Genomic DNA, 12661 nt, shown 5'->3' with positions numbered 1-12661 from the left:
ACAGCGGATTAGATTAATAGAGGGCTGTGGGGCGACACGCTCCTCAGCCCGAATCCTTTGTTACGACTCATGACCAGCCATTGCCAGTGTGTTTTTCGAAGCCCTATACTGGCCGCCTGAGTGAAAATATTGCTATGAGGGATACGGGCTAATAATGAAGGAAAGCAAAGAAATACTGTTATTGGATGATATTCATTATCAAATAGGCGAGCAGGTTATTCTGGATTCTGTCTCTTTCGGCTTGAATCAGGGGGAATTTAAACTGATTACCGGCCCCTCTGGCTGTGGAAAAAGTACCCTGCTTAAAATCGTCTCCTCTCTGATCGACCCGACCCGGGGACACATTATTTTTGCCGGTAAGCCCATTACCGATATATCGCCAGAAGAATACCGCCAACAGGTCTCTTACTGTTTTCAAACCCCCGCGCTTTTTGGCGACAGCGTGTATGACAATATTGCATTGCCTTACCAGATTCGTAAGCAAAGGCCGGACGAGCAAAAAATGCGGTCCGACCTGGCGCGTTTCGGCTTGCCGGAGAATATGCTGAAAAAAAGCGTTAACGAATTATCGGGTGGAGAGAAGCAGCGTATTTCATTGATCCGTAATCTGCAGTTTATGCCCAAAGTGTTGTTATTGGATGAGATTACCAGCGCGTTAGATGAAGATAACAAACGCAACGTCAATGAAATTATTCATCAGTTGGTCGTGCAGCAGGGCGTCGCCGTGCTGTGGGTGACACACGATAAAGATGAAATCACCCATGCGGACGATGTGATTACCTTGCGTGCACACGGCGCTCGGGCACAGGAGAAAACCGATGAATCAGCATAACATCAGCAATGAATCCTTAGCCCTGTCGATGGTGTTGGTGATTATTGCCATTTTAATCAGCCATAAAGAAAAGCTGGCACTGGAAAAAGACATTATCTGGAGCATTTGCCGGGCGGTGGTGCAGCTGATTATTGTCGGCTATGTACTGAAATATATTTTTGATGTGAATAACGCCATTCTTACGGTGCTGATGGTGCTGTTCATCTGTGTTAACGCCGCTTACAACGCGAAAAAACGCAGTAAATATATCGATCATGCCTTTGTGACGTCGTTTATTGCCATCACTACCGGGGCCGTATTGACCTTGGTGGTGTTGGTGCTGACCGGCTCGATAGAATTTACCCCCATGCAGGTGATCCCTATATCCGGCATGGTAGCCGGCAACGCGATGGTCGCCGTCGGGTTGTGCTACAACAACCTTGGGCAGCGTTTTAAAAGCGATCAGCAAAAGATTCAGGAGATGCTCAGCCTGGGGGCCTCGCCGAAGTTTGCCTCGGCGGCGTTGATCCGTGACAGCATCCGCGCGTCGTTGATCCCTACGGTCGATTCGGCCAAGACCGTGGGTCTGGTCAGCCTGCCGGGCATGATGTCAGGCTTGATCTTCGCCGGCATTGATCCCGTCAAAGCAATTAAGTACCAGATAATGGTCACCTTTATGTTGCTTTCTACCGCTAGCCTGTCGACGATTATTGCCTGCTATCTGGCGTACCGTAAGTTCTACAATACGCGTCACCAATTGGTGATTAGCCACTTGAAATAACCCCGAACGGCCAGAGGGAAGGGGAGGGGCTGCATGCTGCGCCAGGTTAAATCGGGTCGAGCATGCTCGACCCCTACCCCTTTGACACTGACGTGCGCATTACCCTTGCAGCAGGGCGATACTCTGGCGGATCTCACGTGCTATATCGGCTTCTGTCCAGGTGTCCAACTGTGAAGAGAACGGCTCGAAGGCGTAAATGCCGGTGTAACCGAGGCGCTCCAGATTCTGCACCTGTGCTTTGCTCTCCAGTCTGTCTTTGTCACTCAGCATGATGCGTTCTTCATCGCTTAACGCATTTTTTGTCCGTGGATCTTCCACCCCGGAAAGGTGCACCAAACCAATACCCTCTATCTGAATCTGCGCATCAAACTCAGGCTGTGCGACACCGCTCAAATAATGGTGGAAGGTATCCAGCACGATTTTATAGGGTGCGCCGGAATCGCGGATCAGAGACTGTGTCAGTAACGATGAGCGCAGCGAACTGATACCGAACCCCAGAGGCTCAACATAGGCCTGCACACCGTATTGTTTGAACAGGGGCGCCAGTAGCTTCAGGGCGGCCAATGTATCGGTTTTTTTCTGCTCTTCGCTGCGTGAATCGCCTGCGCTGCAATATGGGCACAATACCACCGCCTGACTATGAATGGCCCGAGCTTGCGACAACAGCGCCTCGGTGTTGGCTAACAACCGAGTCTGATCGTCCAAGAGGTTAAACATACCGAGGGCGTTGATCGTGATAATGTCGATACCGTATTGTGCTGCTAACGCATTGACTTGATCGTTGCTCAGGTTATCGGTCACCTTGCCGCTCGGCATATCGTTGCGCAGCTCAACTTTGCTGAGCCCGCACTTTTTCACCAGCGCGAAAAAGTGTTCTATATCGAGATTTGGCGCGATCTTACGGTTGATGCAAAAGCGGTCTGGCGCAATGGTCATGGTGCATGACTCCTGAGATAGGGGCGAAAACCTAAGATTTACCGACTTACAGCGGCGTGCGTTGTGTTTCGGGCCGTGGCTGGCGATAGCGTTTGGCCATCACCACGTCTTCCATTTTCTCCAGCGATACGCCTTTGGTTTCGGGAATATAGCGGCCGATAAACCAGTAGCTGAACAGGCAGCAGGCGGCGAAAATCCACATTGGGAAGGCCCCGTGGAAACTGGAGAACAGGTAAGGGTTGTCGTTGATCATCGGGAAGGTTTGCGACACGACAAAGTTGGCCAGCCACATGCAGCCGACGGCGATGCTCATACCCTGTGCCCGCATGCGGTTAGGGAAGATTTCTGATACCAAAACCCATGCTCCGACCCCCCATGACAGCGCGTAGAACACCATAAAGAACAGCATGCCGAACAAGGCGAAATAGCCAGTGGCCTGGGTGTAGAGCGCATAAGAGGTGATCAGCAACCCGGCGATAGCGCCGAGCGTGCCGTAACGCATCAGCGGAATACGACCGATGCGATCCATCAGCATGGCGCCGATCACAGAGCCCACCAATTGCAGCACGCCGATCCAAATCGTTTGGAAGAGTGCTTCCTGGGCATTTTCGGTGACGGTTTTCAGCACCATCGGCGCGTAGTACATCATCACGTTAACACCGGTAACCTGTTGCAACATGGCGATCATGCAGCCGACAAACAGAATGAAACGTACCCGTATGTCACCGTAGTTCAGCTTCTGCTGGTGTTGTTTCTGGTCTTGATGCAGTGAGTCTTTGATTTCCTGCAGCAATCTTTGCGCATGCGTTGCGTTGGATATTTTGGTCAACATTGCCAAAGCCTGATCGTCGCGACCGACCATGACGCTCCAGCGCGGTGATTCCGGGATGATGAATACCAACATCAAGAACAAAATGCAGGGGATGACTTCTGAACCGATCATCCAGCGCCAGCCCATTTCGACCAGCCAGGCTTCACTGGCGATGCTGGCGATTTTGAAGTTAACGTAGAAAATCACGATCTGGCCAAACACGATGGCAAATTGCTGCATGCTGAGCGCACGGCCACGCATGTCTTTTGGTGAGACTTCCGACATGTACATTGGGGAAACGGTGGCGGCAATACCGACGGCCAACCCCCCGATAATGCGGTAAATCACAAACCAGCTGAAGGTGTTAGCCAGGGCCGCACCAATGGCCGAGATGGTGAACAGCAAGGCTGCCAGCATCAACGCTTTTTTCCGGCCGTAGCGCGCGGCCAGCGGCCCGGCGCCAAAAGCCCCGACCACACAACCTATTACCACGTTAGAGACGGCCCAGCCGGTTTCGACCGGGCTGAGATTAAAATAGACTTTTAGGGCTTCGATTGCGCCGGAGATCACGGCAGTATCGTAACCGAACAGAATGCCGCCGAGTGCCGCAATGCCGCAAATTCGCAATATATACCCGGTGTTGTGTTTACGCTGAGATGACATGTGTTGCTCCGATTTTTATCCTGGCTTCCACCCGCGCAGTAGGTTGTCGGTAAGAGGGAGGCGGAAGGGTGTGAACCGTGCCTGTCATTAGGCGGTGATATTGGAATAGGTCTTCTCTAAACAAGAACATTTATTCCATAATTAGTGAATAATGAAATATTGATTTTTAGATCCAGTTCAAAAAAAAACGCGCACATCCCACAAGCACGGCAGCACTATCCTTGATCAACCCTTTTCAACGTATTCCCGAGCGGATCGCCTATTTCTGTATAGAAGTCAGGGCTAATCCCCACGGCCCTACGGCGGGCCGACATCACAGGTTTTTTCCTCAAATGTAACCGGCGTGCCTGATGTCCTGGCAAAACTGCTACCTCTCTCACTAAAAACAAATTTTCTAAAATAATTTATTTGAAACTTTTTTTTCAATGAAATAGAGTTTGCTTCATCAGGTCAGGATTTAGCCTGCTTATGGGGTTAACCCGGTAAGCGGTGTGATGAAAACGCCAGGGTGTGCGGCACTGCGCACAGCGTTCGGCGACAGCAGACTTAAAAGAGGGCGAGACATGAAAACCGTGGGTAACTTTATTGGCGGGCAGGTGTGCCTGAGCAGCAGCAATCAAACCGTCGACGTGCACAACCCGGCCACTGGGCAGGTTGAGCGTCGGGTCACGCAAAGCACCGCCGCCGAGGTAAAGCAGGCCATCGATGTGGCGCACCAGGCGTTTGCCGATTGGTCACGCACCACACCGCTGCGCCGTGCGCGCATCATGTTCAATTTTAAGGCACTGCTGGAACAGCATCGCGATGAGCTGGCGGCGTTAATCGTCAGTGAACACGGCAAGGTTTACTCTGATGCCTTGGGCGAGCTGACCCGCGGGATTGAAGTGGTTGAGTTTGCCTGCGGCATTCCGCATTTGATCAAAGGCGAATATTCAGCGGATGTAGGCAGCGGCGTAGACAGTTTTTCGTTGATGCAGCCATTAGGTGTGGTGGCGGGCATCACCCCGTTCAATTTCCCGGCAATGGTACCGATGTGGATGTTCCCTATCGCGTTGGCCTGCGGTAACACTTTCGTACTTAAACCACCGGCATTGGTGCCTTCGGCATCGGTACGGATGGCGGAACTGCTGAAAGAGGCTGGCCTGCCGGACGGCGTATTCAACGTGGTGCATTGCGCTAACGAAGACGCCGCGCAGCTGTGTACCGACCCGTACATTCAGGCGGTGAGCTTTGTGGGGTCGTCGGCCGTGGCGGAGCATATCTATACGACGGCCAGTGCCCACGGCAAACGGGTGCAGGCTTTCGGCGCGGCAAAAAACCAGGCCATCATTATGCCGGACGCCGACTTGGATGCAACAGTCAATGCCCTGATGGGCGGCGCGTTTGGCTCTGCCGGTGAGCGTTGTATGGCGTTGCCCGTTGCCGTGGTCGTCGGTGATGACACGGCGGATAAACTGATTGCCAGGTTGAAGCCCTTGATCGCCCAATTGCGCGTGGGTCCTGGGATCCAGCAGGGCGGTGAAGAAAACGAAATGGGGCCATTGGTTTCCTCTGCTCACCAGAAGAAGGTACTGGGTTATATCGATCTGGGCGTCGAAGAGGGCGCAACGCTGGTCGCCGATGGGCGCAATTATCAGGTGCCGGGTTACCCGGACGGCTACTATGTTGGCGGCACGCTGTTCGACCACGTCAAACCGCACATGCGTATCTACCGTGAAGAGATCTTCGGACCGGTGCTGGGCATTGTCCGCGTACCGGATTACCAGACGGCGATCGATACGGTAAATAGCCATGAGTTTGGCAACGGCAGCGCCATCTTTACCAGTAACGGCCACTACGCGCGTCAGTTTGTGCACGAAGTGCAGGCTGGCATGGTCGGGGTTAACGTCCCGGTTCCGGTTCCGATGGCATTTCACAGCTTCGGTGGCTGGAAGCGCTCGGTGTTTGGGGCATTGAACGTCCATGGCACTGACGGCGTGCGTTTTTACACACGCATGAAAACGGCCACTGCCCGCTGGCCGGCGGGGCAACAAACGGTGTCTGAATACAGTATGCCGACGTTGGGTTAACGTCCTTATACCCTTCACAGTCACCCTGTAGGGGGCGAATAAATTCGCCCCGATGAATGCGGGCGCAGCATGCAGCGCCCCTACGATGATGCAACTCCAATTATTTTGGGTATATTTATTCTCAAAAGGGAGGATTTCCATGTCTTCACTACTTGCCAAGTGTCAGCAGCCGGACGATCAGGGCCGCATTCAGCATGTCACCCCAGAGAATGCCGGCTGGCGCTTTGTCGGGTTCGATGTTTATCGCCTAGAGGCTGGCCAATCGCTGCGCCTGGAAAGTGGCGACAAAGAACTGTGCCTGGTGTTAGTCGCGGGCATCGCGTCCGTTTCCACCCTGCGGGCGGAATACCCGAGCATCGGCAAACGCATGAGCCCGTTCGAACGCACACCGCCTTATGCGGTATACGTGCCGCATCACGACAAGATTGAAGTGCGGGCGGAAAGCGCCCTGGAATTGGCGGTCTGCAGCGCACCGGGTCATGGCCACCTGCCATCGCGCTTGATCACGCCAGCGGAGGTCGGCGTCGAACGTCGAGGCAAGGGACGCAATCAGCGTCTGGTACACAATATTCTGCCTGATAGCGAACCGGCAGACAGTTTGCTGGTGGTAGAGGTGTATACGGATGAAGGCAATACCAGTTCGTACCCTAGCCACAAGCACGATCAGGAAGACTCGCCGGATGAAACCTATCTGGAAGAGACCTACTATCACCGGATTCAGCCGGAACAGGGTTTTTGTATGCAACGGGTGTATACCGACGATCGCTCACTGGACGAGTGCATGCCGGTGTATAACCGTGACGTGGTCAAGGTTCCGCGCGGCTATCATCCGGTGGCGACGTTGGCCGGGTACGACAACTATTATCTCAATGTGATGGCAGGGCCGGTGCGGCTGTGGAAATTCACTTGGGAAAAAGACCACGCCTGGATCAATACCGACGGTTACCCGGCGGCTAAATAATCCTTATCAGGCCCGGTTTTCCGGGCTTGGCTATACCCAAAATAATTGGAGTTGCCTCCAGGCGGCAAGGGAGCTTATCCCGATGAGCTTACACTGGTCAGTGATTCGGGTAAGTGAGTGCAGCCAACACAGAGGCAGCTTCAAGTATGACGGGTATATTACTCTTCTTTGGCGTTATTCAATGCCAGCGATACCGCCAGCGTCTGCGCCAGACACATTGACGCGACCTGGGAACGGAAACCGTCCACCTGTGCTTCACGCACGACAAAGCACACGTCGCTGAAGGCGGCCAGCGGGCTAACCTGGCTGTCGGTAATCGCGATTTGTTGTGCGCCGCTCTTGGCACCCAATTCAACCAGTTCCAGCGCTTCTTGAGCATAAGGCGAGTAACTGATGGCGATCACGACGTCATTAGGTTTCACCATGCTGAGCTGCTCGGTAAACATGCCGCCCAATCCGTCGATCAGAAATGCCCTGCGTTCCAGGTGGCGCAACGCATAGGTGAGGTAGGAGGCGACGCTGAATGAGCGGCGCAAACCAATCACGTAAATATTCTCGGCGTTGTTCAGTAACTCAACCGCCCTATCCAACTGCTCTGGGCTGGTTTGCATTGCCAACTGTTGTAACGCCTGGGCGTTGACCATGGTGAAAACGTTAAGGATTTCCGCCGGCTTTTCCGGTGCGACGTTATCGTCGGTCGAGGTCTGACGGAACAGGCGCGCCCGCTCGGTATAGTTGACGGTTTCTTCCATCAGGTGCTGGCGAAAAACCTGTTTCATTTCGTTGAACCCGCTGAAGCCAAAGGCATTGGCGAAGCGGATCAGGGTGGAAGGCGGGACGCTGGCCTGTGCGGCAATGGAGGCGACGGTATCGAAAGCAATGCTGTTACTGTTATCCAAAATGTAACGCGCCACTTGCTTTAAACGCTTGCTCAGCGTTTCATAGCGGTGGCGGATTTCGTCCTGTAACAGCGAAAGTTGAGTTGGGTTGTTCATCCATTCGGCTCGCAGTGTGGGCTAAGGCGTATCGGCCTGACGCCTGAATTATTGACATGACATTCTAACAGATGGAGTGGAAATTTCATTTCACCAAAAAGCGATTTATTCGATTGCAAGTTGCGTGACTTCACAGAAAACAGGCAAAAAAATCCCCTTAAAGCGGCGAAAATCCGTTTAAGGGGCGGGTTCTGCGCTTAAGGCTGGTGGGAGGTTGGGCGATATTGGCGCCAGAAACCGATCAGCGTCAGGTATTTTTGTTTCACCTGCTCAATTAACGCCGCGTCATCGAGTTCACCCTGCAACCAACGTCGTGAAGGTTGGCCGAAGATGGTGCGGCCAACGGCAAAACCTTTCACCCAGCGTGCGTCGGCAGCCGCAGCGAAGCCGGCCTTCAGCGTTTCTTCCGGTGAGTCCAGACCCAGGATAAGTACGCCACGGCAGAAAGGATCGTTAGCGTCGATCAAGGCGCCGACCTGCTGCCAGTTCTCTGCACTCAACGGCGGCAATTTCCACCAGTCCGGCTTAATGCCCAGCGCGTAGAAATGTTGCAGCATGTCCAGATAATAGGTTTCGTTCTTGTCGGCGTTGCTTTCCGGCAGGATCACTTCCAGCAGCAGTTCATGGCCAGACTTGCAGCAACCGCGATACACATCGCTAATCAGCTCATCCTGTTCGCGACGCAGCTCAACGGCGTCATGTGGGTGGTAAAACACCAGACATTTCACCACGTGTTCCTGTGGCCAATCGATCAGTTGAGATCCAATGCTACCGTGTTCCAGCCGCAGCGGGCGTGAACCTGGCAGTTCGACTGGCCGACCGATCCACCATCCCTGACCGGTAATCTCGTTCAGTGCGGCCTGGCCATAGGTGGTATCGGCCAAAATCCCGCTATTACCCCGTAGCCCGGCCACTTCAGCGGCCTGTTGTGCCGCGGTCAGCAGCAGGGTCTTCAGTTTAGGGATGCGTTCTTCACTGACGTTGGCTTCTCGCGCCATATCCGCCAATTGTTTGCGATGATCAAAGGCGAACACGCACAGTTCGGGCCACTGCTGTTTACGCGTGGTGACCCGGTGAAGATGGTTAAGTCGCTCATCACGGTCAGGGCGTTTCACTTCCTGTTCGCGTTGCAGATAATCATCCAGTTCCTGTTTGCTGGGCATCGCAGGTGCGCAACCGTGGCGTGAAACCACCAGTGCGCCACAGGCATTGGCATAACGGCAGGCCTGATCCCAGCCTTCATCATTCAAATAGCCACGTAGCAAACCCGACATAAAGGCATCACCTGCACCTAACACGTTCAGGACTTCAACCCGCACGCCGGAATGCAGTTTTACCTGTTGCCAGTCGGCGGCGATCTCGCCTTCGAACACTGAACAGCCTTGTGCGCCTCGCTTACAGACCAATGTCGCCTGTGTTGCCTTGCGCACGTTTTTCAGGGCGGTCAGGGTATCGGTACTGCCACCGGCAATATGAAATTCCTCTTCGGTGCCGACGACCAGATCAAAGTGGTGCAGCACTTCCTGCAGCTCGCGGGTCACTTTTTCTGACTCGACAAAGCGGGTTTCTCCGTCGCCCAGGGACGTCAGGCCCCACAGTACTGGCCGATAATCGATATCCAGTGCGGTGCGCAGTCCGTGGCGGCGGGCGTATTCCAGTGCTTTTAATACCGCGGCGCGGGTATTTGGGTGTGACAGGTGCGTGCCGGTAATCGCCAGCGCGCGTGATGACGCGATATAGGATTCGTCGATGTCGTCCGGCGTCAGCGCCATATCGGCACAGTTTTCGCGGTAGAAAATCAGCGGGAAGGTTTCCTGATCTTTGATACCGAGGATCACGAGCCCGGTCAGACGGTGTGGGTCAGTGATCAGGCTTTGTGTGTCGGCACCGACGCGTTGCAATTCTTCGCGCAGAAAACGGCCCATATGTTCATCGCCGACGCGGGCCAACATGCTGGACTTCAGGCCCTGGATTGCGGTGCCATAGGCCACGTTGCCGGAAGAGCCGCCGAGATATTTTGAGAATGTGCTGGCATCTTCCAAGCGTGCGCCGATCTGTTGTGCATAGAAATCGACGGCAATACGCCCGAGACAAATGACATCAAGCTGTTTTTCTTGTGTAGCCATACCCGTTTCCTTCTGTATTAAGCCAAACCCCGACTGCAAAGCATATTTCGAAGTATGAGGAATAAAAATTTCAATTTCAAGATTGAATGAAATTTATACCCCGGAAATGTGATGCATTTAAAACAGCCTCACTATCGCGGTTAAATCAGCGTAAAACAGCGCCCTGCTTGCCGGGAAAGCCTCCGCCAACGGCGGAGACAGACCTTGCATGACAGCCAGACCCTATCAAGGGTTGCGGTGATTTCAGCGACGACGGGGCGTCGGTTGCAACGGAGGAAAGGACGGCTAAGTCAGTGAATTATAAAGGCATGGATGAAATGGGGTTTTCATCATAATGCGATCTTTATCGCAAAATGAAATGTTTCTTCTGTAATGTGATTTTATGAAAAATATATTTGTTTATAATCGCTTCACGTTTCACATCGTCGCTTAAGTTGAACAATTTGCGTGAAAACGACAGGCATCACAGAGTTTCCAGGGTTCGGCACGCGGGTGGTGTCGGAGCGGGCGTGACTAATCTAAAAGGGTGAGTAAATGGGCAAGATTCGGTTAACCATGGCACAGGCACTCGTCAGGTTCCTCGACAACCAGTATCTGCTGGTCGACGGTGTGGAAACCAAATTCGTTAAAGGCATCTTTGCGATTTTTGGCCACGGCAACGTTCTCGGTCTTGGGCAAGCGCTGGAACAAGACAGCGGCGACCTGATCGTGCACCAGGGGCGAAACGAGCAGGGCATGGCTCACGCAGCCACGGGGTTTGCCAAGCAGAAACTGCGCCAGCAGATCTACGCCTGTACCTCTTCCGTCGGTCCGGGTGCCGCCAATATGATCACCGCCGCTGCCACCGCCACCGCCAACCGTATTCCTTTATTGCTGCTACCCGGCGATGTTTACGCGTCGCGTCAGCCAGATCCGGTGTTGCAGCAAATTGAACAAACTTACGATCTCAGCATTAGCACCAACGATGCCTTCCGCGCGGTGAGCAAGTACTGGGATCGTATTGTACGGCCAGAACAGCTGATGAGCGCCTGTATCAACGCGATGCGTGTGTTGACCGACCCGGCGGAAACGGGGGCGGTGACGCTGAGTTTGCCGCAGGACGTGCAGGGCGAAGCCTACGACTACCCTGACTATTTCTTCCAGAAGCGAGTGCACCGGCTCGATCGCCGACCGGCAACGGAAGGTATGTTGGCCGATGCCCTGGCGCTGCTGGCGACCAAACGCCAACCGTTACTGGTGTGCGGCGGTGGGGTGAAATACTCACAGGCTGGTCAGGCGCTGCGCGAGTTTGCCGAACGTTTCCAGATTCCGTTTGTGGAAACACAAGCGGGTAAGGGGACCGTGCCGTCCAACCATCCCTTTAACCTGGGGGGCGTTGGCGAAACCGGCTGCCTGGCGGCCAATACCCTTGCCCGGCAGGCCGATTTGGTGATTGGCGTGGGCACCCGTTATACCGACTTCACCACCTCGTCAAAATGGCTGTTCCAAAATGCCGACGTCGATTTTCTCAATATTAACGTCAGTGCCTTTGATGCCGGCAAGCTCGACGGCGTGCAGGTACTGGCCGATGCCCGGGAAGCGCTGTCCGCGTTGGCTGCGCTGTTGGCACCCTCCGATTACCGTGCGGGTTGGGGCAATGCGATTAGCGACGCGCGTCGCGCTCAGCAACAAGAAACAGCCCGCGTTTACGCGGTGGAATACACCGGAGAGGGTTTTGTGCCGGAAATTGACGATCATCTCGATCGCGACAGCGTATTTGCCGAGTTCATCGAGAAAACCGACTCGCTGCTGACCCAAAGCCGGGTTCTGGGGGTACTGAATCAGCATTTGCCGCAGGACAGCGTGATCGTGGCCGCCGCGGGCAGCTTGCCGGGCGATTTACAACGCGTGTGGCAGAACCATGGTGAGCATGGCTACCACGTGGAGTATGGCTATTCGTGCATGGGTTACGAAGTGAATGCAGCACTGGGGGTCAAACTGGCCGAGCCGCAGCGTGAGGTGTACGCCATGGTGGGCGATGGTGCCTTTATGATGCTGCATTCCGAACTGGTCACGTCGATTCAGGAAGGGTGCAAAATCAACGTCGTGCTGTTCGACAACATGACCAACGGGTGCATCAATAACCTGCAGATGGAACATGGCATGGACAGCTATACCACCGAGTTCCGCTTCCGAAACCCGCAGGGGGGCAAGCTTGACGGCAAGTTAGTACCGGTCAACTTCGCCATGCTGGCGGCAGCCTACGGCTGTAAAACCTACAGCATAACGACCGAACAGCAGCTGATCGACGCTTTGGCCGATGCCCGTCAGCAGACCCTATCTACCCTGCTGGATATCAAGGTGCTGCCAAAAACCATGGTGCACAAATATCTCAGCTGGTGGCGCGTGGGGGGAGCCCAGGTTGCCGACAATGAAAAAATTGTCGCCGTGGCTCGCAAGCTGCAAGAGAACATCGACAAGGCCCGCGACTACTGATTTACGCATTGCTTGATTACCCAGACCTTGCGT

The 12661-nt window shown here is 54.2% G+C and carries 9 protein-coding genes; 5 read left to right on the top strand and 4 right to left on the bottom strand.

Annotated elements, in window-relative coordinates; genetic code table 11:
* Positions 1-154: 154 nt before the first annotated feature.
* Positions 155-832 (top strand): iron efflux ABC transporter ATP-binding subunit FetA, encoded by a 678-nt coding sequence (gene fetA, locus AC2FCQ_RS15735; protein ID WP_490308683.1) that lies wholly within the window; start codon positions 155-157, stop codon positions 830-832.
* Positions 819-1592: an iron efflux ABC transporter permease subunit FetB gene (gene fetB, locus AC2FCQ_RS15730; RefSeq protein WP_209639230.1), complete on the top strand. Its 774-nt coding sequence runs from the start codon at positions 819-821 to the stop codon at positions 1590-1592. The genes fetA and fetB overlap by 14 nt, the downstream gene beginning before the upstream one ends.
* Positions 1593-1691: 99 nt before the next feature.
* On the opposite strand, the gene AC2FCQ_RS15725 is transcribed toward fetB, so the two are convergent.
* Entirely contained in the window at positions 1692-2528 is an 837-nt protein-coding gene (locus AC2FCQ_RS15725; RefSeq protein WP_490308682.1) for a TIM barrel protein, read from the bottom strand.
* A 46-nt stretch (positions 2529-2574) separates the two neighbouring features.
* Positions 2575-4002, bottom strand: coding sequence for a sugar porter family MFS transporter (locus tag AC2FCQ_RS15720; RefSeq protein WP_209639224.1), 1428 nt, complete (start codon positions 4000-4002; stop codon positions 2575-2577).
* A 563-nt stretch (positions 4003-4565) separates the two neighbouring features.
* On the opposite strand from AC2FCQ_RS15720, the gene AC2FCQ_RS15715 reads away from it, so the two are divergent.
* Together AC2FCQ_RS15715 and iolB are read left to right on the top strand one after the other, a co-directional pair.
* The gene (locus AC2FCQ_RS15715; protein WP_265556053.1) at positions 4566-6071 is read left to right on the top strand and encodes a CoA-acylating methylmalonate-semialdehyde dehydrogenase; all 1506 of its coding nucleotides are present in this window, start codon (positions 4566-4568) and stop codon (positions 6069-6071) included.
* A 139-nt stretch (positions 6072-6210) separates the two neighbouring features.
* Positions 6211-7032 (top strand): 5-deoxy-glucuronate isomerase, encoded by an 822-nt coding sequence (gene iolB, locus AC2FCQ_RS15710; RefSeq protein ID WP_404760822.1) that lies wholly within the window; start codon positions 6211-6213, stop codon positions 7030-7032.
* A gap of 158 nt (positions 7033-7190) precedes the next feature.
* Here the strand turns inward: iolB and AC2FCQ_RS15705 are convergent, their stop codons facing one another.
* Both AC2FCQ_RS15705 and AC2FCQ_RS15700 read right to left on the bottom strand, forming a co-directional pair.
* Entirely contained in the window at positions 7191-8027 is an 837-nt protein-coding gene (locus AC2FCQ_RS15705; RefSeq protein WP_209639217.1) for a MurR/RpiR family transcriptional regulator, read from the bottom strand.
* A gap of 197 nt (positions 8028-8224) precedes the next feature.
* A complete protein-coding gene (locus AC2FCQ_RS15700; protein ID WP_209639215.1) occupies positions 8225-10153 on the bottom strand; it encodes a bifunctional 5-dehydro-2-deoxygluconokinase/5-dehydro-2-deoxyphosphogluconate aldolase in 1929 nt (642 codons plus the stop codon).
* A gap of 534 nt (positions 10154-10687) precedes the next feature.
* Between AC2FCQ_RS15700 and iolD the strand changes: the two genes are divergently transcribed.
* On the top strand, positions 10688-12628 hold the full coding sequence (gene iolD / locus AC2FCQ_RS15695; protein WP_209639213.1) for a 3D-(3,5/4)-trihydroxycyclohexane-1,2-dione acylhydrolase (decyclizing): 1941 nt from the start codon (positions 10688-10690) through the stop codon (positions 12626-12628).
* Positions 12629-12661 lie beyond the last annotated feature (33 nt).

Source organism: Serratia sp. CoH_134_PS_4 (assembly GCF_058190535.1).
This window is presented reverse-complemented; position numbering and strand designations above follow the sequence as displayed.

What these genes read in the sequence shown, in the direction of transcription:
- fetA (WP_490308683.1), top strand. Translation starts at nt 155, where the DNA reads ATGAAGGAAAGCAAAGAAATACTGTTATTGGATGATATTCATTATCAA.
- fetB (WP_209639230.1), top strand. Translation starts at nt 819, where the DNA reads ATGAATCAGCATAACATCAGCAATGAATCCTTAGCCCTGTCGATGGTG.
- AC2FCQ_RS15725 (WP_490308682.1), bottom strand. Translation starts at nt 2,528, where the DNA reads ATGACCATTGCGCCAGACCGCTTTTGCATCAACCGTAAGATCGCGCCA.
- AC2FCQ_RS15720 (WP_209639224.1), bottom strand. Translation starts at nt 4,002, where the DNA reads ATGTCATCTCAGCGTAAACACAACACCGGGTATATATTGCGAATTTGC.
- AC2FCQ_RS15715 (WP_265556053.1), top strand. Translation starts at nt 4,566, where the DNA reads ATGAAAACCGTGGGTAACTTTATTGGCGGGCAGGTGTGCCTGAGCAGC.
- iolB (WP_404760822.1), top strand. Translation starts at nt 6,211, where the DNA reads ATGTCTTCACTACTTGCCAAGTGTCAGCAGCCGGACGATCAGGGCCGC.
- AC2FCQ_RS15705 (WP_209639217.1), bottom strand. Translation starts at nt 8,027, where the DNA reads ATGAACAACCCAACTCAACTTTCGCTGTTACAGGACGAAATCCGCCAC.
- AC2FCQ_RS15700 (WP_209639215.1), bottom strand. Translation starts at nt 10,153, where the DNA reads ATGGCTACACAAGAAAAACAGCTTGATGTCATTTGTCTCGGGCGTATT.
- iolD (WP_209639213.1), top strand. Translation starts at nt 10,688, where the DNA reads ATGGGCAAGATTCGGTTAACCATGGCACAGGCACTCGTCAGGTTCCTC.